14 protein-coding genes are annotated in these 21547 nt (G+C 58.6%); 8 read left to right on the forward strand and 6 right to left on the reverse strand.

All coding sequences use genetic code 11. The features are described from left to right. The 5 genes from AC1D1M_RS27455 to AC1D1M_RS27475 all read left to right on the forward strand — a co-directional run. A partial coding sequence (locus AC1D1M_RS27455) for an RHS repeat domain-containing protein (RefSeq protein ID WP_477778110.1) occupies nucleotides 1–2823 on the forward strand: 2823 nt, incomplete at its 5' end. 233 nt (nucleotides 2824–3056) lie between these two features. Beyond that, the gene (locus AC1D1M_RS27460) at nucleotides 3057–3611 is read left to right on the forward strand and encodes a fimbrial protein (protein WP_477778111.1); all 555 of its coding nucleotides are present in this window, start codon (nucleotides 3057–3059) and stop codon (nucleotides 3609–3611) included. Nucleotides 3612–3720: 109 nt separating this feature from the next. After that, nucleotides 3721–4476, forward strand: a complete 756-nt coding sequence (locus AC1D1M_RS27465; protein ID WP_477778112.1) for a fimbrial biogenesis chaperone — start codon at nucleotides 3721–3723, stop codon at nucleotides 4474–4476. Between the two features lie 38 nt (nucleotides 4477–4514). Continuing rightward, nucleotides 4515–7028 (forward strand): fimbria/pilus outer membrane usher protein, encoded by a 2514-nt coding sequence (locus AC1D1M_RS27470; protein WP_477778113.1) that lies wholly within the window; start codon nucleotides 4515–4517, stop codon nucleotides 7026–7028. Nucleotides 7029–7066: 38 nt separating this feature from the next. Then, on the forward strand, nucleotides 7067–8170 hold the full coding sequence (locus AC1D1M_RS27475; RefSeq protein WP_477778114.1) for a fimbrial protein: 1104 nt from the start codon (nucleotides 7067–7069) through the stop codon (nucleotides 8168–8170). A gap of 41 nt (nucleotides 8171–8211) precedes the next feature. On the opposite strand, the gene AC1D1M_RS27480 is transcribed toward AC1D1M_RS27475, so the two are convergent. From AC1D1M_RS27480 to AC1D1M_RS27495, 4 genes are all read right to left on the reverse strand, one after another. Beyond that, on the reverse strand, nucleotides 8212–9705 hold the full coding sequence (locus AC1D1M_RS27480; RefSeq protein ID WP_477778115.1) for a hypothetical protein: 1494 nt from the start codon (nucleotides 9703–9705) through the stop codon (nucleotides 8212–8214). 152 nt (nucleotides 9706–9857) lie between these two features. After that, nucleotides 9858–12065, reverse strand: coding sequence for an autotransporter outer membrane beta-barrel domain-containing protein (locus AC1D1M_RS27485; protein ID WP_477778116.1), 2208 nt, complete (start codon nucleotides 12063–12065; stop codon nucleotides 9858–9860). A 234-nt stretch (nucleotides 12066–12299) separates the two neighbouring features. Continuing rightward, nucleotides 12300–14255 carry a hypothetical protein gene (locus AC1D1M_RS27490; RefSeq protein WP_477778117.1) on the reverse strand — a complete coding sequence of 652 codons (1956 nt, stop codon included), beginning with the start codon at nucleotides 14253–14255 and terminating at the stop codon, nucleotides 12300–12302. Nucleotides 14256–14515: 260 nt separating this feature from the next. Further along, the gene (locus tag AC1D1M_RS27495) at nucleotides 14516–15475 is read right to left on the reverse strand and encodes a pyridoxal phosphate-dependent aminotransferase (RefSeq protein ID WP_477778118.1); all 960 of its coding nucleotides are present in this window, start codon (nucleotides 15473–15475) and stop codon (nucleotides 14516–14518) included. 414 nt (nucleotides 15476–15889) lie between these two features. Between AC1D1M_RS27495 and AC1D1M_RS27500 the strand changes: the two genes are divergently transcribed. After that, a complete protein-coding gene (locus AC1D1M_RS27500; protein ID WP_477778119.1) occupies nucleotides 15890–16249 on the forward strand; it encodes a DUF6124 family protein in 360 nt (119 codons plus the stop codon). Between the two features lie 130 nt (nucleotides 16250–16379). On the opposite strand, the gene AC1D1M_RS27505 is transcribed toward AC1D1M_RS27500, so the two are convergent. Beyond that, a complete protein-coding gene (locus AC1D1M_RS27505) occupies nucleotides 16380–17516 on the reverse strand; it encodes a glycerate kinase (protein WP_477778120.1) in 1137 nt (378 codons plus the stop codon). Nucleotides 17517–17626: 110 nt separating this feature from the next. Next, nucleotides 17627–18760 carry a sugar diacid recognition domain-containing protein gene (locus AC1D1M_RS27510; RefSeq protein ID WP_477778121.1) on the reverse strand — a complete coding sequence of 378 codons (1134 nt, stop codon included), beginning with the start codon at nucleotides 18758–18760 and terminating at the stop codon, nucleotides 17627–17629. A gap of 170 nt (nucleotides 18761–18930) precedes the next feature. Between AC1D1M_RS27510 and AC1D1M_RS27515 the strand changes: the two genes are divergently transcribed. Further along, complete coding sequence (locus tag AC1D1M_RS27515) at nucleotides 18931–20241, forward strand: MFS transporter (protein WP_477778122.1); 1311 nt, start codon at nucleotides 18931–18933, stop codon at nucleotides 20239–20241. A 197-nt stretch (nucleotides 20242–20438) separates the two neighbouring features. Further along, the gene (locus AC1D1M_RS27520) at nucleotides 20439–21452 is read left to right on the forward strand and encodes an aldo/keto reductase (protein WP_477778123.1); all 1014 of its coding nucleotides are present in this window, start codon (nucleotides 20439–20441) and stop codon (nucleotides 21450–21452) included. Nucleotides 21453–21547: the final 95 nt, after the last annotated feature.

The following is a 21547-nucleotide window of genomic DNA, read 5'->3' on the forward strand; positions in this document are numbered from 1 at the left end:
AGCTACAACGCACTCGGGCAACTGACGCAAGACACCGAGCTCGACTGGTGCAGCGCCGACGCCGAGGACGATCTGGTGCTGACCAGCCAGTACACCTACGACGACTGGGGCGAGCAGTGCAGCGTGACGCGCCCGGACGGCGTCGTGGAAAACGAGTTCAGTGATCCGGTCAGCCTGACCACCTCGTCCTGGATCGAGGGCATGGGCAAAACGGTGACGCAGAACAACCTGTTCGAGAAGCCCGACTGGGTCAAGCGTTATGCCTTGGACGATGAGCCGGGTGATCCGGAGGCCGAACCGCTCAGTGAACATCATTACCAATACGATGGCCTGGGGCGCAGCACCGAGGAGACCGATGCCCTGAGCCGCACCACCCGCTACGCCTACGATGTGTTTGACCGAATGATCAAGAGCACATTGCCGGACGACACGATTGTGGAGCGCCAATATGCGTTGCACAGCACCGCAGAGCTACCTATTAACCTGCAGATCACCCCGGTGGATGCAGATCTGAAACCCGTACTGGCCGGCGCACAGACGTTTGATGGCCTGGAACGGCTCAGGCAGCTGACAGTGGGCCCACGTATCGAGCGGTACGAATATACCGGCAGTCAGCTTCAAGTCAGTAAACGCATAACGCCGGCAGGCCAGAGCATCGACTATTTCTACGCACCCGGACTGACGGAACAGCCAATCCGCATTGAAACCCCAGAGGACAAACTGTCGACTTTCGAATACGACCCTAAAACTGCTTATCTGCGTTTCTCCAACAACAGCCTGGGCGGCCATGAATTCGACTATGACAGCTCAGGCAATGTCAAAGCACATCATTGGACCGTAGACGGTAATACCTGGAGCACGGGCTATCGCCAGTCTTTGAACGGTCGCCAACTGCTGCGCAATGATGTCAAGGATATCGATTGTCAGTACTTCTATGAAACCGACACAGGCCGACTCGAATCCATCGACCAGGGTTACATAAGGGCCCAATTCGAGTACGACACGCTGGGCCGATTGCTACGTATCACTTCAGAGGACATGGCAGCCAAGACCAGCCTGACCACCGAACTGGACTACGATGATTTGGGCCGCGAAATCCTGCGCACCCTGAGACCAAGCGACCAGCCGGCACGTATCCTGCGCCAGACCTGGCAAGCCGACGATCGTTTACAAAGTCGACATCTTCAAACAGAAGATGGGCGCAGCTTGTTGCTGGAAGAATTCGGTTATGACCAGCGTGGCCGGCTGGAATTGTATAACTGCTCGGGAGATGAATTACCCAAGGATCGCCATGGCAATGAAATGACGGAACAGCTCTTTGTGTTCGATGCACTGGACAACATTACCTTGTGCCGCACGCAGTTCAAGGGCGGTAGTCGTGACCTGGCTGAATTTATCTATGACACCCAAGACACCTGCCAATTGAAAAGCGTCACGCACTCTCATTCTTCTTACATACCGCAAACCGCCGAATTCAGCTATGACGCCAATGGCAATATGCTCAACGATGAACAAGGTCGGCGTCTGTCTTATGACAGCCAAGGGCGTTTGATCGCTGTCAGCGAGCCCGGTGAGCGTCTGATGACGGACTACCGTTATGATCCGCATAACCATTTGTTCGGGGTCAAACACTCCGGTCAGAGCGAAATCTTGCGTTTCTATCAAAACGAACAGATCAGCGACACGGTGCAGGATCAGACACACATTCAATATCTGTTTGGGCAAGGTCAGCCATTGGGGCAGCAGCAGCCGGGCGATGCCGGACAAACCTTGCTGTTGATGACCGATGGCAAGAAAAGTGTAATCGGCGAAACCCAGCAATCGACATTGCGTACCGACGCCTACAGCAGCTATGGCGTGCGCGACAGTGAACGCACAATGAAAAGCCTTCTGGCGTTCAATGGAGAAGTGTGCGAAGAGATTACAGAGTGGTACTTGCTGGGACGCGGCTACCGCGCCTACAACCCTGGCTTGATGCGCTTTCACAGCCCCGACTCCTTCAGCCCGTTCGGGGCCGGGGGGATCAATCCTTATATGTACTGCGCAGGGGATCCGGTTAACTTCATCGATCCGACTGGACACTTCTTCTTCAGCGATCCCGGAGTGAACCATATTTTTTCCGGACTCACTGGAATGATATTTGGGGCTGTCACCATGAATCCCGTGGAAGTCTTGGCCGGGTGGGGCGAATTGTCGTCCGGGGTTGGCATGACGGGTAGCGGTACGGCTGCTGATAAAGCAAAACACGCACAGAACGCCCAGGGGTTTCAGCTCATTGGTTTGCTTTCAGGGTTGTTCAAGGCTGGACTCAAAAGCATGGCAAAAAAACCCAAGCCTCGATACGCTACCAACGACACTGTCACCCGTGAAATGGTCACTACTAGTGCAGTGACCGAAACAAGCAGCGTCACCAACGTCACCAACGTCACCAACAACAACTTCACGACCAATATTACTATGCCACGCAGATACAGCGAACCTATGATGAATACCAGCGCCAGTATATCGCGTAGACGCAGCTTGGTGGATGCCAGTACCGACATGTCGCCCAGAAACAGCGTATCCGCTTCAACGCAAACGCAAACGCAACCAACACGTGCCGAATTACAACTTGAACAACCTATACCATCTACATCCATCGAACCACCGCGCACTCCGACCCCCGAGCCGAACTTCAAGTTAGTAACTAAACTAACGAATGACCCCGAACTTGCGCCAGAGACCATCAGACAAACGATGGCTCATAATGCATTTAAAAGACCAGGGACCTTTAATAAAGTTTTCAATGGCGCTGGCGGAACTTACCGCGGAAAAACAAAATAATAAAAAAACTCTCTCCATTAGTGCAACCAAATCCGTTGCACTAATGGGAGCTTCCCACCCTGAAACTCCATGGCGACTACAACTGAGAGTTCTCTCATATCCCCACCCCACCCTGCTCCCTAAAATCCCCCCCGCCGAGACACCGCTACGCTTTCTCCTTCAACTTCCAACGCCACCCGGCACAGTCTCGAGCATGTAAGCCGGTCAACGTTATTAATAAAAGATCAATTGACATGAAAAAATCTCTACTGGCTCTTTCCCTGGGCCTGGCGGCCAGCTTCGCCGGCACTTCGGCATTCGCCAACCCGGGCATCATCAACTTTGAAGGCATGATCACCAACAGCACCTGCCCGATCGACGTGGTCAACCCGGGCGACGGCAACATCGGCAACCTGGTCACTATGGTCAACGTCGAGGCCAGCCGCTTCACCGCCGTCGGTCAGGAATATGGCGGCAAAGGTTTCGCCCTGCGCGTCCATGGGGGTAGCGGCTGCGTACTTGACCCGAGCAACCCTAACGTCGCCAAGGTGACGTTCAGCGGCACTCCCGATGCAAGCGGCGACTACTTTGCGGTCACACCGACTAGCAATGGCGCCAAAGGTGTTGTCATTGCGCTGCGCGACAGCATCGGCAACCTGATGAAGAACGGAGTAGAAAGCGCCGATTACCCGATTAACGCTGACCGCCCGACGGACCTGCGTTTCAACGCGACCTATCGCTCCACACTGGCAGCCGTGGTCGCCGGCACGGCCTCGGCAGGCATCCAGTTCAGCGTTGCCGTGAACTGATACCTGGCCCCAGCCTCCGTCGGTGGATTGCTTGCAACGCGCCGACGGGGGCACTCCATAGCAATGCCCGGGTACGTGCTCTATACCCGGGTACAAAGGTACTACTCCCATGTTTGGCTTTATCAAACAGGCTGTCGCTTGCCGACCAGCCTTGGGCGCCTGCATCACTTTTTTCATGCTGGCAGCCCATATACCCGCCAGTCAGGCGGCACTGACCATCAGCGCTACCCGAGTGGTATTCGACAGCGACAAGCGAAGTGTTTCGGTCATCGTCGCCAACCCGAGCGACAAGACCTTTGCCGTACAAACCTGGGTCAACACCGCCGCCGACGATACCACCACCGCGGTCCCCTTCATGCCCTCGCCCCCGTTGTTTCGCCTCAATCCGGGCAAGCAGCAGCAAGTGCAGATCAACGGCCTGCCCAACAACTTGCCGACGGATCGGGAGTCGGTCTTCTACTTCAACGTGCAGGAAATTCCCCGGGTCGAGTCCACTGAAGGCAACGTGTTGAACATCGCGCTGCGCACCCGGATCAAACTGTTCTATCGACCTGCTCAGCTCAAGGGCGGCCCGCTCGCCAACCTGAAAGACCTGCAATGGTCGATCCGGCAAGTCGATGGTCAAGCGCAACTTCAGGTGCACAACCCGACCCCCTTCCATGTCTCTTTCAGTCGCCTGGACGTGAGCGGCAATGGTCAGAGTCAGAAGCTTTCCAGTGCCCCCATGGTCGAGCCATTCGCCAGTCAACGCTACCCGCTGAGCGATATCAAGGCCGGCTCAGGCCTGCTAGTGGAGTTCTCCGCGATCAACGACTACGGCGGATTCAGCGCACCTCTACGCCTGCCCATCCAGCTGAGCCCTTGAGGCGCCGCCCACTGTCTTCCCTCGTCAGGATTATGTTTATGAGTCTTTTACCCGGACATCGGCTGGCGGCTGGTCGCCTGCGTTTCGTCCCGTTGGTTGTCCTCGGCAGCAGCTCCGCACTGCTGGAAGTCAGGCTCGCACACGCCGCGCCGAGCGCCGAATTTCAAGCCGGTTTCATGCGCCAAAGCCCTGCCCATGCCACCGATGCAGGTGCGCTGGCATTGGCGGCGCTCGCCAACAGCTCAGACCTAGGACCAGGACGGTACGCCGTCGATATCCAGGTCAACTCAAGGTTTTTCGGTCGTCGAGAACTGGAGTTCAAGTTGAGCCCGGATGGAGAACGGCTCCTTCCGTGCCTGTCCGCGCCACTGCTGGAAGAGTTCGGGGTTCGCCTCGACAGCCTGGCTGATCCGGAGCTGCTGCAAGACACCTGCGTCGACCTAGGGGCGCTAATCCCAAGTGCCAGGACCGAACTCGATGGCAGTGCCCTGCGGCTGGATGTGTCCATTCCGCAAATTGTCATGCGCCGAGACATGATTGGCCAGATAGACCCCGAACATTGGGATTACGGCATCAATGCCGCCTTCATCAATTATCAAGCCTCGGCGCAACAAGGCACGAGCAAATATTCCGGCAAATCCAGCAGCCAGGACCTGTACCTTAACAGTGGACTCAACCTGGGGCCGTGGCGCCTGCGCAGCAACCAGAGCCTGAGCCAGGATGAGCAGGGACAACGCCACTGGAACAGGGCCTACGCGTATGCCCAGCGCGACCTGCCCGGGATGAACGCCAACCTGACGCTAGGTGAAACCTCCACCCCCGGCGATGCGTTCAAGACACTGCCACTCAAAGGTGTGGTGCTGCGCTCCGACCAAGGCATGCTGCCCGATGTCTTGCAGGGTTATGCGCCGATCATCCGTGGCGTGGCACTGAGCCGGGCCAAGCTGGAGGTGCTGCAGAATGGCTATCCGATTTACTCCACCTATGTCAGCGCAGGCCCGTACGAGATCGACGACCTGAGTACCGCCGGCGGCAGCGGTGAACTGGAAATCGTCCTGACCGAAGCCGATGGGCAGGTCCGTCGTTTTACCCAACCCTACGCCACCCTCACCAACCTCTTGCGCGAGGGTACCTGGCGATACAGCGCCAGTGTCGGACGCTACAACTCGGCAACCGACCTCGAAGAACCCGTGCTTTGGCAGGGAACGCTGGCCATGGGCACAGATTGGGGCACCACGTTGTACGGCGGCCTTATGGCCAGCGAGTTCTATCGGGCGGGCAACGCCGGGGTAGCGAAAGATCTGGGATCGATCGGTGCACTGGCTTTCGATGTCACTCATTCCAGCGCCGACGTTGATACGTCCGACACACTGTCGACGCAAGGCTTGAGCTATGCGATCAAGTACGGAAAGTCGTTTCAGAGCCGCACCAATCTGCGCTTCGCCGGGTATCGCTACTCGACCGAAGGCTACCGTGACTTTGACGAGGCCGTACGCCAGCGCAGTCGTGATTCAGCGTTTCACGGCAGCCGTCGCAGCCGGCTGGAAGCGTCGATTTACCAGAACATCGGCAAGCAAAGCTCCCTCGGCCTGACGCTGTCCCAGGAAAACTACTGGCGCAGCGACTACGAGCGCCGGCAGTTTCAATTCAATTTCAACACCCACCATCGAAGCATCAGCTACAACCTTTTCGCCAGCCAGTCGCTCATGGACCGCAACAATGGCAATGACCGGCAACTGGGCTTGAGCGTTTCGATGCCCCTTGATTTCGGTCACTCCAGCTCAGCAACGTTTGATCTGCAAAAAAGCGGTGACACCTTCAGCCAGCGCGCCAGCCTGACCGGCAGTGCCGATGACCATCGCCTCAGTTATCGGGCATCGCTGGCCAGCGATAACCTGGCTCAACAATCCGCATCGCTGGCCCTGGGCTACCAGATTCCCCAGGGAAGCCTGGGTGCAGGCCTGACCCAAGGCAGGGACTACCGCAGCCTGTCGCTCAATGCCAGCGGCGCGTTGCTGCTCCACGCCGACGGTCTTGAACTGGGGCCCTACCTGGGTGAAACCGCTGCGCTGGTCGAAGTACCAGGTATCGCCGGGGTCGGGGTCGCCAATGCCGCAGGCGTAAAAACCAATGAGCGCGGCTATGCGCTTGTGCCGTACCTGCGGCCTTACCGGGCCAATCAGATTGCACTGGAGACGGACCAATTGGGCCCGGAAGTGGAAATCGACAATGGTGCAACCCAGGTTGTGCCAAGGCGCGGTGCGGTGGTCAAGGCCAGCTTCGCAGCACGCAAAATCAGTCGACTGATCATCACCGCACGGACCGCCGCCGGTCTTGCACTGCCTTTCGGGGCGCAGATCATCAACAGTGAGGGACAAGCCATCGGCGTCGTCGGGCAAGCCGGTCAAGTCATGCTGGCAACCAGCGCCGAACCGCAACAACTTGATGTGCGTTGGGGCGACGAAGACCAGCATCACTGTCAGTTGAGCATTGACCCTCAAACGATGGACAAGGCGCAGGGCTACAGCCTGCAAGAAGTGACGTGCCTCTAAATGAAAGCAATATCCCCCTCATACTCAGGAAACAGAACATGAACGCAACGGTACGGCATTTGACCGCGCTGACCGCCCTGTCTGTCGGCGCAATGGCGCAATCAGTTGTAGCTGCACCCGGTGACCCCAACGGGTGCCGCTGGGGGACAGCATCCGGAACAATGACATTCACCGTTGATGCGGGCACGGTCTATGTGCCCCGTGATGCCAGGCCAGGGAGCCTCATCGGTACGTTCGACAAGTTTTTCTTTACCAACAATAACGAGGGCCTGACGATCAGTTGCTTCAACGATGGCACTGATACCCTGAGATTCCAGGCGACGCCGATCGCACCGATTTTTCCAGGGACATTGCCACCGCTCAATGGCGAAGACATCAATGGCAAGGTCCTCAACACAGGCATCAACAATGGCATCGGCGCCCGTATCCGCCTTGGGTTTCCATTCGAGGGCAAATTCGAAAACGAATTTGTCTCAATCGGCCCGCCAGTGGTGCCTTTCACCGCCGACGCCAATCATCCGATTTTTACCGCGATCCCCCTGGCTGCAATGCAAAGCTACGTGACGCTGGTTAAAACCGGCCCCATTGCACCCGGTCCGCAAAGATTCAGCACCCGTTTGTTCAGCGGGAGCCTGACACGCCTCAATACCGTGCTCAATTACGACCTCTCCGGCACGGTCATTCAGTCGCAATGCACCGCACTGAGTAATCCGGTGAGCGCCGACCCCGTGCAACTGGGCACATGGCCCTCCACGGACTTCACCCACATAGGTTTTTCGACCCCACCCACCCCCTTCACCATTACCTTGAGTGATTGTGAATCCGACCCCGCTGGCGGCAACGTCGCCACGGCACACATACGCCTTGACGGCGCAAAAGGTTCAACGCCGGTAGGTGATGGGAGTAACGGTGTATTTACCTTGGGAACGGGCTCGACGGCGAACGGCATGGGTATTCAGATACTGCGTGACGACGGTATCACCCCAGTCGCACTCGGCACTGAAGTTCCCTTGCTGGCCATCAACCCGGTTGGCACTACAGTGCTGCCATTCACGGCACGCTTCTATCAGACCCACGACAGCGCCGATGTCAGCGGCGGCGTTGCCAAAGGCTCTCTTGGATTTACCGTCACTTATCAATAAAACCGTGCAAGCCCTGTTGCAGGGCTTGCGACGCCTCAACGTCAAGGTATGAGCTTTGGTCGTAACCACGGGAAGTGCTGCACATTCGGATTGGGATCGGCGGCTCCCTCCCACGTCTGGCCATTATCGAAACTGACATAGGCTTTTACGTTCAGACTGGTGTTCAGCCTGATCTTCAATAGAAAGGCTTTTTCAACCAGCGCCTGCCCCTTGATGATGCCTGCTGCAGCTTGTGTGGGAGTCACCTCATGCCTGTCGTACACGACCTGATGGATGAACTGCCCAGTGGAATCCTCTTGCCCTTCAACCCGGATTATCACCTGCTGCCCGGCGGCGATAAACGGCCATGCAATCATGGTGATGCTGGCGCCCTCAGGAGGCACCGAAGCCAGACTCAGAGGTGAGCCTTCAGCGAACTGGGGAGCGGAAAGCCTGTCCTTCGGATACAGGCTGACCGTCAAGTTAAACTTGGCAGACTCATGCAGTTCGCCCTTCTTGTCCCTGAACATATAGTCCACGGGGATCGCCTTGCCAAAATGCGGCGCCATGTATTGCTTGGGAATTTCATACTCCCAGACACCCGGCCTGACGGGGTCAGCCAGGTAATATCCCAACTCGCCTTCGTTGCCCCATCGCACCTGAGGCACCTCGTCGGGGTAGATGACCGACGCCGGATTCAATATGACTTTGACGCCATTGACCGCATTGGTGGGGTTCAACGTCCCGTTGGCCGGCCAACCTGCAGCGCCGGTTTCAACCACTTTCGGCGGGGGTAACACGCGGGGGACAGGTTGTGCCTTGACAATCAGCCGCTCGACAGCGGATTGACCATTGGGCGGATTGCCCGCCCGGTCGGTCACCGTGTACCAGACAAAACGGTCACCATCTCCCTGACTGCGAATCCATTCACCCTCAATGTCAATGAACAAGGGTTTATCGTAGTCCAGTGCCGTCAGCTCCTTGGTGCCACCGATGGTTGTTCCGGAGGAGCTCTGATCCCAATACCAGGTAATGACGTCACCGACCTTGGGGGCGTTGTAAGCGGGAATATCAGCCCGTACCTTGTCTTCATCTTCAAGGTAGTAAGCAGTCAACTCATTGGGCGGTCGGACTTCAAAAGGGAAAATCAGTATGCTGGGAGTCGCAAGAGTCGGCGGGGTTTTATCGATGGTGATGGTTACCGGATACGACTCATGGGGCGTTCCACTCCAGATCGTCACGATATAGCTAAGGCGGTGTACACCCGAGGGGAGCTTGTCTGCACTGATGTCAACATAGAGATCGTCAGGGTGGATGGGCGCCGTCCACTCCTTGCGAGCGATTTCAACGCCGTTGAGCAGGATCTGGATTGACTCCGGATCCTTCTCGGACGGTTGCGAGTTTTCCCATGGATCGAAACACACCTTGAGTGGATTGTTCGGGTCACTCCAGGCCGTTCGGTGCAACAGATTGGTTTCCCCGCCCTCGACATTGCTCAAGGGGGGCGGGTCTGTGAAAGGTAGCGGCAGCGGCACAACGGTTTGCTCTAATGACATGGAAATCTCCTGCGCCGGGTGACAAGCGCTGGAGACTCACAGAGTCAAAGAGCCCCGAGCGCAATCGACACTCAGCTCCGTTTTCGGGAGCGCCGAGTGCCGTCATCAATGACAGCACTCGACAGTAATCGCTGGCCACTGCAGACGTTCAATTACCAGCTGTAACGCGCACCAACGTTGAAACCCCAAGGCTGCTCGATTTTGTCGCCGTTGCTGTAATCAAAATCGGCGTGCACCGAGACTTTGTCGGTCAGGGTCATGGCGACTCCGGCTCCCAGCTCACCACGGGAGCCGGAAAGATCGGTATTGAACGGGTTGTTGTTGACCTCGACATCATTGTTATTGGCGAACTCGTGCACATAAGCAGCCCGCAGGTACGGTTGCACGACTTTGCCTTCACCCAGATTGAAATTGCGTCCGGCCGTGGCACCGACCTTGCCGAGCAAGGAGCGTGCGCGATCGCCCTCCGCGGACAGGCCGTTGTCCAGGTCGTAACTGGCGCCCTGAACGACCACACCCGACAGCTGGGTATAAGGCTCGATGAAGTAGTCGTCAGCCAACTTGATATGCCGGCCGAATTCGAGCGACGCACCGACACCATTGTTGTTGTAGTCACCTTTGGCTTTTGTGCCGTCGCTGAGTCGAACGTCGGATTCATTCTGGAAGCGGTTGAACTTGAGCACGCCGTCGAAATAGTACCCGCTCGGCTCATCCAGCCAGGTGGTGTAGGCGCCCAGGTAGTAGCTATCAACCGTGCCACTGGTGCCACGGGTCATGTCCAGGTCGGACTTGCTATAACCACCCAGCAATCCCACCAGCCACTGACCGTCACCCATCGGCAAGGGGGCATCGGCACCGAACGACACCCCCTGCTGGGTTTGCTGGTAGGCCACACCGGAACTGGCGCTGACATCGAACTTGTTGCCATACGCCCGAATCCAGCCACCGGCCTTGCCGCTGTCCATGCGCACTTCGCCCATGCGACTGCGCAACGTGCTGAGTTCACCGTACCAGACAGTCGGCGCAGCATTGAACAGCGCCATCACCGATTGAGTACCCGGGCTGATGGTTTTTGTAGCCGTATTCAAAAACCAGTCGTTATTGCCCTGCTTGATCAGGTCGTAGGAAAACGCACCGAGGTCGACGGCACCGCCCGCCAGTTTGAACGTTGCATCCCCAGAGCCGATATGAACGACTGCAGTCGATGCCGGTGCCAAGGGTTCAGTGCCGCTGCTGTCGAGCGCTATCACATGGTTGCCGCTGGCATTGCCGGTGACCGTCAGGGTGTCGATCTGGCCGGTGGTGAAGTCGTGGTGCATGTAGAACGTACCGCCCTCGCCCGACAAGGTTCCTACAGAGAGTTTGAAGAATTCCCCAGGGTTGCCGAACTGCACGCCGCCGCCATTCAAGGCCAGGTTTTCAACACTGCCATCGCCGACCATCACCCATCGGGCATCGCTGTTGACCGCCAGGTTTTGCACATTGTCCAGGCGACCGGTCAGGGTCGCGGAGTTTTCCAGGGTGACATTGGCGGTGCTGCTGTCATCGGCAACGATATCGCCCACCAGATGACTGTTACCTACCCGCAGATTGCCTTCGGCGCCCCTGACGACTTCCATCAATACGCCATTGCTGCCCGTCAAGGTCGAGCCATTGAGTACGGCGATATTGGCCGATACGCTCCCCGCATTCAGGGTATCGACAATAATGGCCGAGCCGTCACGCCCGATGACGTGAGAGCCATTGAGATTCAGCGTGCCGGGCGCATCAACCGCCGGATCGAAGTTGATTTGAACGCCGTTCTTGCCACCTACAATGGTGCTGTCATTGGCATTGACCGTGCCATTGAACAAACGCAAGCCCGCTGCGCTGCCCCCCGTCACCGTGCTGCCGGTCAGTGTCAGTGTGCTCAGGCCATTGACCGTCGCACCGTTTTGCCCGCCAGTGATGGTGCTACCGCTCACTTGCGCGGTAGAGCCTTTAGTGTTGGCGGCATCATGGCTGAGCACCAGGCCGATCCGGTCGCTGCTGATAGCGCTGCCGGTAATGGTTGCGTTGCCTGCATCCAGATGAACGCCATTGTTGGTTCCAGTGCCCTGCACTTGACTGCCGGTCAGGTTCAAGGTGGAACCGCTGCTGACTCTAATATCTTGTGTGCGGGCGCCGTCGGCATTCAATGTGGCGGCGTTGATCAATCGATAACTGTCAAACGCAGCGCTGCCATCGATGCCGAGCGTTGTTGCATTGATCGTGCGAGTCGCTGATACAGCATGCTCGCCGAGTAACATCAGCGGAGCGATGGATAACAATCTCAAGATTCGAGACAGGGGGCTCAAGGTGAACAAACGCGTGCCAGCCATAACAGGCTCCATAATTTCTGGACGAAGAAAACCCGGATCAGCCCTACAGGCTGTGATGATCCGACCTACAAAGACGGCGCAGAATATCCAGTAACAACTGATTGAAATGCGGGAGTTCCCTTAAGATCTTGTAGGATTTTTTACCGCCAGTTTCGCCGCCCACAGTCACATCAAGGCAGTGGTCCGTGCCGCACGACACGAACCACTGAGCGCTTGTTTCTGCCTGTTTTGGCTTTACGGAATGACACAACTTCCCGATCCCGCCGAGAGCACCACCATCGTGTCTGACGCAGGCGATGGCACGGGTTCACCGTTGACAACTAGTGTGTAGATCACTTCGCCCTTGCCTGCCTGATCAGCGGGGCCTCCCCAGGTCGGCAGCAGGTGCTTTTCATAAGGCTCGATCAGCCACTTCAAACCCTCCGTCGCCTCTTTGGCGGTGACCGGACCCAACGTGGCTGTCTTGCCAGCGCCCTCAACCAATTCTGGAGCGGCGTATGTGGTGTAAGCCTTCCATTCGACGTCCACCATCATCCCTTCCTTGAGATAATCGCTAGGCTCGATCAGATACTGAAAGCCCATCTTGTCGTCTTCTGTATGCAGCGAGAGACAGGTCAATCTGCCGCTGACGAGATGTTGTGGCACGGCAGGCAGCAAGTTCACCGTCAGGAACTCGATTTCAACCTCGGTCGGGTTCTTTGGCTCTTGGGGATTGGCGATCGCAGGGTTGGACAAGGAGTACGTCACCGGCATTTTCGGATTGTTGCCTTGCCGGCGGATCACATCCCAATCCAGTGCGATCCGGATCTTGTCGCCGGCAGTATCGCTGGTGGTATCAATCACATAGGGATCGCCGATAGGCACTCCATTCCACAGCACCTGATATTCGTCGTCATCGGCAATGGGAGCGACCAGTTCGATCACCGCTTCGATGAGCTCGTTCTCATCGCTGGCAACCAATTTGTTGGCAACGTTTGACTGACCAAACACTTCCAGCGGCAGCAGCGACGGGTTGCCAGGCCACGGATCGGGGTTGCCAGGGCCTGTGGTTTCGAAGTTGACCATCACCGTGGCGGACGCACCACCCAGTTCGAGTATGCCGCGGTATAACTTGTATGCAATGGGGGTGGAAACCGCCCCTGTCGCGGCGCCGTACTGGTCACGCATGTGTTCCCAGTTCACTCCGATACTGATGGTATTACCCGGGCTGGAACCGATCGGCGTGCGATATGCCAACGCTACCCCGTTCCAGATGATCTCGACCTCATCGGTGCTCTTCGCATGCAGAATGCTGGCGAACTCGACGTGAACGCCCTGAAGCGCGTCGTTTCGATCGACATAACCTTTGGGGACCGCTTCCGGCACGCTCGGTGCTGGATAGGGCACTGGCGGAAGGGTGCCGAGTGCAACGGGAATCAAGTCATACAACGAAATCCTGCTGCGGTTACCCGCCTTGTCAAAAATGGTATAGCCACCACAGAAGCCGCCGTCACCCAGTGAGCGAATCAGGTCAACCGGGAACTTCACCTTTCGATCTGCCCCCAACTCGACCACGGCAATCGGAACAATATCGTTCGGGTCTTCGGGCAACCGGTCCTTCATCCAGGCAAAGGCCACCTTGTCGCCTTCCGCAGCCCCGGTCCAGGCGGGGATGGTGCCCTCTACATCGGTCAACCCGACAAGATTGGTCTCAGTAAAAGGCGGTGTGATTGAAAATGTAATCTTGCCAGGTGCCGTTGTACCGTTAGGCGGGGTCTTGTCGATAAAGACCAATACATCCTCCGACTCGGCAGGTGTCCCGGCCCAGTTCACATGTAGATAGCGGATCTTGAATGCCCCCTCGTTTTCATCCATCAACAAAAAGTCAGCCGGGAGGGTGATCGGCAAAGGGAAATTCGACGTACCGTGGGTGTAGGTGACAATTGCAATATCTACGTATTCATCACTGCCGGCCCGTGCAATCTGAAGCGTCACGGTTTCGATTTCACCATCAATAGGTGGAAGCGTCGGCCAGGGTGTGACCTGCAACAGGATTCCGGCATCCAGTGAAGCCCGAGGGAACAGGCCTGGCGGGTTTCCGGGCATCGTTACAGTACTGACATCCGGTTTGACGAACTCCAACGGGCCATTGCGCCCAGGTTCGCGTTGACTCCATGCGGGTAATGATTGCTTGCTGCCGTAACTCGTCATGACATCGTTCTCCCATGAACAACACTTTGACCCTTGCGCACGCAATGGCCACCAAGTCTGTCTGGCAGATCGAGACATCGGGTAACAACAACACTGTCCCTTCGCTCTGCTCGGTAACTGGACCTTGAGCGAATTAAACGGCAGTTTTTAACAACGCGATACTGTCAAAGTTGACAGGTAGGCGTACTTTTTTTTACGGTGAGAATGCGTTCAAAGGAGGTTGAATTGGACAATTGGACGCTCAAGCCGAGGTGAAAACCTCAGGCCCGCCGCCCCTCAAGCATGTTCGTCACACACATCACGATACGTCGGCAGGCGTCCGCCAGCTTCGGCCGGTCCACCACCAGGCCGATGCGAATGTGCCCCGCCGCACTCGGCCCGAACGCTTCGCCGGCCAGCACTGACACGCCATAGCCGTCCAACAATCGCTCGGCAAAATGCTGTGCAGACAACCCGGTCTGGCGCACGTCGACCATCACGAACATGCCGCCATCGGGCCGAATCGCCTGGATGCCAGGGCACAGATCCAGACTGGCGCACACCAAATCGCGACGCTGGCGATATTCCTCACGCATCAGCGCCACGTGCGGCAGGTTTTCATCCAGCGCCAATTGCGCGGCGTTCTGAATGAAGTCCGGAATGCCGAACAGCATGCACAACGACAGATTCACCAAATGTTCACACAGGGGTTTTGGCCCGATCACCCACCCTACCCGCCAGCCACTCATGGCGTGGGATTTCGACAGGCTGTTGATCGTCGCCGTGCGTTCGGCCATACCCGGTAAACTCGAGGGGCTGATGTGTTCGCCCTCGAACAGCAGCTCGCTGTACACCTCGTCGCTGATCAACCACAGGTCATGGCGAATGCACAATTCGGCCAGCGCTTTCCAGGCCTTCATCGGCAAGCTGGCGCCGGAGGGGTTGTTTGGGCTGTTGAGCAGCAGCGCATCCACCGCCTGGCCGCTGCGCTGGCGATGATGCCGGGCGATGCTGTTGCGCAAGCCCTGGCTGCCGCGCACCGCCGGGTAGTGAGTGTCGCCGGCCAGCAAGCTGTTGATGGCCGCCTGCACGATGGGTTGTGGGGTGTCGAAGTCCGGGTCGCCGATCGACAGCAGCAAGACATCGACACCCTGCTCGCGCAGCGCCAGCGCTCGATCGTGAATCTGCCAGGCCGCCGCTCCGTCACCGGCGATTCGTTGGGTCAAGGCTGAGTAGCGCATGGCGTTCTCCTGTGGCGCGTGTTCCTTGCCTCAACCCTATCTCAAATCGTGAAACACGCCAGCCGCGGGCGCCTGTTTAAAGGCGTTTAAGGTTACTTCATGCAAGCTACAAGACCTTGCGCCGTTGCCTACGGGTACGCCAGAATCCGCCGGCTTGTGCGCCTGGGGGGCCATCGGTAACTTGATTCGCGTCACTGCCCATCAGTGATCGGGTTTAGCAGCCCAGTGGTTTTCTAGTGAAGTGCACAAGCGCTATCAGCCAGGCATTCCCATGCTTGCACTCGATGGTAGCTGTGCGCAGGGCGCCTTCGGGCGCGCCGGTTTGCTAGATCCCCGGTCTGCTAACCTGCGTACAGCTGCCACCCCTCTCGTTTAGCAGCAAGAGGAGTGGCACTCCATAAAAGGATCTAGTTTATGTTCAAGGTCACACCCAACCCGCCGGACACCGATCCGGTTTCCCCGTACGAACCCGATTCAAAAAAACTCAACGAAGCCGCCGAACGCGCCCTCGCCTTTCATTTCCCCTCGACTGCCGACATCAAAGCCACGCCGCGCACACCCAGCAGCCTGTTTACGGTGACGCCAGAGGCCACGACCGAAACCCTGATGGTGTATCTGGTCGAGACCCTGGCGTCGGTGGATGTGATGGTCCATCAATTGGTGGATCACCTGGACGGCGGTTCGCGCAATGCCCTGCTGGGCATTTCCAACAGCGTGATGCTGGCGGAGATCACGGCGAACCGGGTGCTGGATCAGATTGATCCGCCTGAATAGTCGGCCAAGACCCAATCCCTGTGGGAGCGAGCTTGCTCGCGATAGCGCGCTGTCAGTCAACATCAATGCTGACTGACACACCGTCATCGCGAGCAAGCTCGCTCCCACAGGGATTGGGGTGTTCGAAGGGTCAGCGACTGGCCACCCGCCAAACCCGCGCCACATCGGTCGCCCGCTCACTCAGCAAACGCGGTGCCTCGGCACAGGCCTGCTCCAGGGTCATCGGCCCGCTCGCCAGGGCAAACGCAGCGTCGATACCGTGCTCGTACAGCGCCTGATAGCCCTCGCCCAACGTGCCGGCGATGACGATGACCGGCACGCCGTGTTCCCGGGCCACCCGCGCCACACCAAACGGCGTCTTGCCGCGCAGGGTTTGTGCGTCGAATCGGCCTTCGCCGGTGATCACCAGATCAGCGCCTGCAACGGCGTCGGCCAAGCCCACAAGTTCAGCGACCACTTCAACACCCGCCTTGAATTGCGCACCGAGGAACGCCTTGGCGGCAAACCCCAGGCCGCCCGCCGCACCACTGCCCGGCTCGTCGCGCACGTCGTGGTTCAAGGCGGTCGCGCAATGGTCGGCAAAGTGTCCGAGTGCGCGGTCCAACTGCTCGACCTGTTCGGGCGATGCGCCTTTTTGCGGGCCGAAGATCGCCGAGGCACCGTGGGGGCCGCACAGCGGGTTGTTGACGTCGGCGGCGATGTCGAAGCGTACTTGCGCCAGACGCGGATCGATGTCGCTCAGGTCGACGCGGGCCAATTGCGCAAGGGCGAGGCCGCCCGGAGAAAGGGTCTGCCCCTGGGCGTCGAGCAATTTCACGCCCAAGGCCTGTATGGCACCGGCGCCGCCGTCGTTGGTCGCACTGCCGCCAATCGCCAGGATCACCCGTTGTGCACCGGCGTCCAGCGCGGCGCGGATCAGTTGCCCGGTCCCGAAGGTGCTGCTGATGCACGCATCGCGCTGAGCCACCGGGACCAACTGCAACCCGCTGGCTTCGGCCATTTCGATGATCGAGGTGTGGCTATCGGGCAACCAGCCCCAAGCGGCATTCACCGTAGCCCCTAAAGGCCCGCGCACCTCATTGCGGCGCAGTTCGCCATCGCACGCCGCCAGGATCGACTCGACAGTCCCTTCCCCGCCGTCGGCCATCGGGCATTTGATCAGTTGGGCATCAGGCCAGACCTGAGCCAATCCCAATGCAATGGCATCGGCCACGCCTTGAGCGCTGAGGCTGTCCTTGAACGAGTCGGGGGCGATCACGATTTTCATGGGAATTCTCCAGTTCCAATGCCCACATGCTGCCAGCCGCCATGGACAATAACGCCGGGCCGCTGCACAAGCGCCGTTGAGGATTATTGTTCATTTCCACAAAACGGCATTCACACCTCCCCTGTAGGAGCTGCGTCGGTTTGTGGAAGCAGTTGCACGCCAAGATACAAAGCCAGCATGCCGTCCAGTCGCAACGGGTCAACCCCGCTCAGCTCGGCAATCCGCTCCATCCGATAACGCAGGCTATTGCGATGAATCCCCAGTGCATCGGCGCAGGCCTGGCTCTGGCCGTCGTGTTCGCACCAGCTGCGCAGGGTCGCCAGCAACTGACCGTTGCTGTCCTTGGCGATGACTTTGCGCAGCGGGTTGAGCAATTCGTCGAGGGCGTCGTCGTTGCGGTGGCGCCAGAGCATTACCGGTAGCCGATAGCGGTTCAGCGTCAGCAATCGGGAGCGCGGCAGCACCTCGCGTCCGTAGGCCAGCAAGTCACCGACCCGGCGATAGCAGCGACGCAACCCCGCCAGCCCATCGGCTTGCCCACCCACGGCAATGCGCAGGATGTTCCAGCCCAGGCCATCAAGTTTGCCCAGCAAGCGCTCGTTCTCGACCGTCTGGCTCGCCGGCCGGCACCAGAGCAATGAGGTCTTGGCCGAGCTCACGCACCAACTGTCGGGGTGACGGGTCGTCAACCAGGCACTGAGTGCCTCGACGGTTTGCCCTGGTGCGTGTTCCAGGCCCAGTTCGAACAGGTACGGTACCCGGGTCATCTGTGGCTTGAGGCCCAACTGCTGCGCTTCATCGACCAGGCGCGGAGCATCCCCGGCTTCGCTGAGCAACAACGCCAGCAGATCATCACAGCGCTGGCGCCGCCATTGTTGTTCGGCCTGCTGGTTGCGCTGGCCCACCAGCATTTCGGCGGTCATGCGCACCAGCTCGGCGTAGGTGCGCAGTTGCTCGGGTTCGCCGGTGATACCCAGCACGCCGATCAGGCGCTGGTCGAGCATCAGCGGCAGGTTGATGCCCGGCTGCACGCCCTTGAGATGAATCGCCGTCTGCGCATCGATCTCCACCACCCGGCCATTGGCCAGGACCAGTTGCGCGCCTTCATGCCGGGTGTTGACCCGCTCCGGCTCGCCGCTGCCCAGGATCAAGCCCTGGCTGTCCATGACGTTGACGTTGTACGGCAGGATGGCCATCGCCCGGTCGACGATGTCCTGGGCCAGGTCGTGATCGAGTTCGAACATGCAAGTGATCCTTGAAGACGGTGATGGAACGGGTTGTTCACCCGCACAGGCCTTGGTTGCAAACCCTGTGCTCAGGCACAAAGACAGCCACCCTGAGGGTGGTCGAGACTCTCTGGGCGATCAACGTTACCCTTTGCATCGCAAAAAATCATAATAAAGAGAGAGCCGCCATGACACAGAGCGCCGTAGCGTCCGACGCCATCGCTGACGATAAAAACGCCGTCTACAAGCGCATCACCCTGCGTTTGATCCCCTTCATTTTCATCTGCTACCTGTTCAACTACCTCGACCGGGTCAACGTTGGATTTGCCAAACTGCAGATGCTCGACGCGCTGAAGTTCAGCGAAACCGTGTACGGCCTCGGTGCCGGCATCTTCTTTATCGGTTACGTGCTGTGCGGTGTGCCAAGCAACCTGGCCCTGACCAAATTCGGACCACGGCGCTGGATCGCGCTGATGATGATCACCTGGGGCACCCTGTCGACCTGCCTGCTGTTCGTCACCACACCGTCCGAGTTCTACACCCTGCGTCTGTTCACCGGCGCCGCCGAAGCCGGGTTTTTCCCCGGTGTTGTGCTCTATCTCTCGCAGTGGTTCCCGACCTTCCGCCGTGGCCGCATCATGGCGCTGTTCATGTCGGCGATCCCGGTCTCCGGCCTGCTCGGCAGCCCGTTTTCCGGCTGGATTCTCAATCACTTCGGCGCAGGCCAGGGCGGTCTCGCTGGCTGGCAGTGGATGTTCCTGCTGCAGGGCATTCCGACCGTGATCCTCGGTGCACTGGCTTACTTCCTGCTCAGCGACAGTTACGCCAATGCCAAATGGCTGACCCCATTCGAGCGTTCGGTACTGGAAGCCGACCACGCCGAAGACCTGGCCAACAAACCGAAAACCACGACTGATTCGCTGCTGGCGGTGTTCAAGAACCCGGCGATCTGGGCTTTCGGCCTGATCTACTTCTGCATCCAGAGCGGCGTGTACGCGATCAACTTCTGGCTGCCATCAATCATCAAGAACCTGGGCTTCAGCGATAACCTGGTGATCGGCTGGCTCAGTGCGATTCCGTACTTGCTGGCCGCCGTTTTCATGCTGATGGTCGGCCGTTCGGCGGACCTGCGCAATGAACGTCGCTGGCACTTGGTAGTGCCGATGTTGATGGGCGCGTTGGGGCTGCTGATTGCCGTGAACTTCGCCGCCAACCCGGCCATCGCGATTCTCGGCCTGACCATCGCCACCATGGGCGCCCTCACCGGCCTGCCAATGTTCTGGCCAGTGCCGACCGCCCTGCTCAGTGCCGGCGCCGCGGCTGGCGGCCTGGCGCTGATCAACTCCATGGGGCAGATGGCCGGCTTCCTCAGCCCGTACCTGGTGGGTTGGGTCAAGGACAGCACCGGTTCGACCGATGCGGCGCTGTACCTGCTGGCGGGTGTGATTGTCTGCGGCAGTCTGTTGGCGCTGCGCATGACCCGGACCCTGCGCGCCTAAGCACCGCAGTCCCCCCTGTGGGAACGAGCTTGCTCGCGATTGCGGTTTAACATTCAACATCTTTGTTGACTGACACTCCGTCATCGCGAGCAAGCTCGCTCCCACAGTTTGATCTGCGGTGTTCGATATTTCTGTTTGATCCATGCGACTGTTCTGGTATCTGATTGAGCCTTTCCCACTGGTAAAAGGATTTGCTCATGAGCTACCGCACGCTGGGTCATTCGGGTCTGCAGGTGTCCACCCTGACCCTGGGCACCATGATGTTCGGCGAACAGACCAGCACCGAAGATTCCCTGCGAATCATCGACAAGGCCTGGGACCAGGGCATCAACTTCATCGACACCGCCGACGTCTACACCAACGGCCGCTCCGAAGAGATCGTCGGCGAGGCCATCGCCAGCCGCCGTCATGAATGGGTGCTGGCGACCAAGGTCGGCTTCGGCCCCGTGGACGGCGTCCCCAACCGCAGCGGACTGAGCCGCAAGCACCTGTTCAACGGCATCCATGCCAGCCTGACGTGCCTCGGCACCGACTACCTCGACATCTACTACCTGCACCGCGAAGACCACAATACGCCGCTGGAAGTCACGGTCTCGGCCATAGGCGATCTGATTCACCAGGGCAAAATCCGCTATTGGGGCCTGTCGAACTACCGTGGCTGGCGCATCGCCGAAGTCATCCGCGTGGCCGACAAACTGGGCGTTGACCGGCCGGTGATCAGCCAGCCGCTGTACAACATCGTCAACCGCCAGGCTGAAACCGAGCAGATCACGGCGGCGCAAAACTACGGCCTGGGCGTGGTGCCCTATAGCCCGCTGGCACGCGGGGTACTGAGCGGCAAATACGCGCCAGATGTGAAACCGGACGCCAACAGCCGTGCCGGACGTCAGGACAAACGTATCCTGGAAACCGAATGGCGCGTCGAGTCCCTGCGCATTGCCCAGCAAATCCAGCAGTACACCCAGCAGCGCGGCGTCGGCATCGTCGAGTTCGCGATTGCCTGGGTGCTGAACAATAGCGCCGTTACCTCGGCCATTGTCGGGCCGCGTACCGAAGCGCAGTGGGACGCCTACACTAAGGCGCAGGCGGTGAAGATCACGGCCGAGGACGAGGCGTTCATCGATTCGCTGGTGACGCCGGGGCATGCGTCGACACCGGGGTTCAATGATGTGAGCCATTTTGTGTCGGGGCGCAAACCGCGCAATAACTGATTACCCCATTCCCATAGGGTCGGTGTTGATTGATCGGTCAATATTCGTCTGAAAAACCACGTATCCTCTGCGCCCGTTTCACTCTCACTCAAAAT

It is taken from the genome of Pseudomonas sp. P1_F7 (assembly GCF_056405655.1).

What these genes read in the sequence shown, in the direction of transcription:
- AC1D1M_RS27460 (WP_477778111.1), top strand. Translation starts at nt 3,057, where the DNA reads ATGAAAAAATCTCTACTGGCTCTTTCCCTGGGCCTGGCGGCCAGCTTC.
- AC1D1M_RS27465 (WP_477778112.1), top strand. Translation starts at nt 3,721, where the DNA reads ATGTTTGGCTTTATCAAACAGGCTGTCGCTTGCCGACCAGCCTTGGGC.
- AC1D1M_RS27470 (WP_477778113.1), top strand. Translation starts at nt 4,515, where the DNA reads ATGAGTCTTTTACCCGGACATCGGCTGGCGGCTGGTCGCCTGCGTTTC.
- AC1D1M_RS27475 (WP_477778114.1), top strand. Translation starts at nt 7,067, where the DNA reads ATGAACGCAACGGTACGGCATTTGACCGCGCTGACCGCCCTGTCTGTC.
- AC1D1M_RS27480 (WP_477778115.1), bottom strand. Translation starts at nt 9,705, where the DNA reads ATGTCATTAGAGCAAACCGTTGTGCCGCTGCCGCTACCTTTCACAGAC.
- AC1D1M_RS27485 (WP_477778116.1), bottom strand. Translation starts at nt 12,065, where the DNA reads ATGGCTGGCACGCGTTTGTTCACCTTGAGCCCCCTGTCTCGAATCTTG.
- AC1D1M_RS27490 (WP_477778117.1), bottom strand. Translation starts at nt 14,255, where the DNA reads ATGACGAGTTACGGCAGCAAGCAATCATTACCCGCATGGAGTCAACGC.
- AC1D1M_RS27495 (WP_477778118.1), bottom strand. Translation starts at nt 15,475, where the DNA reads ATGCGCTACTCAGCCTTGACCCAACGAATCGCCGGTGACGGAGCGGCG.
- AC1D1M_RS27500 (WP_477778119.1), top strand. Translation starts at nt 15,890, where the DNA reads ATGTTCAAGGTCACACCCAACCCGCCGGACACCGATCCGGTTTCCCCG.
- AC1D1M_RS27505 (WP_477778120.1), bottom strand. Translation starts at nt 17,516, where the DNA reads ATGAAAATCGTGATCGCCCCCGACTCGTTCAAGGACAGCCTCAGCGCT.
- AC1D1M_RS27510 (WP_477778121.1), bottom strand. Translation starts at nt 18,760, where the DNA reads ATGTTCGAACTCGATCACGACCTGGCCCAGGACATCGTCGACCGGGCG.
- AC1D1M_RS27515 (WP_477778122.1), top strand. Translation starts at nt 18,931, where the DNA reads ATGACACAGAGCGCCGTAGCGTCCGACGCCATCGCTGACGATAAAAAC.
- AC1D1M_RS27520 (WP_477778123.1), top strand. Translation starts at nt 20,439, where the DNA reads ATGAGCTACCGCACGCTGGGTCATTCGGGTCTGCAGGTGTCCACCCTG.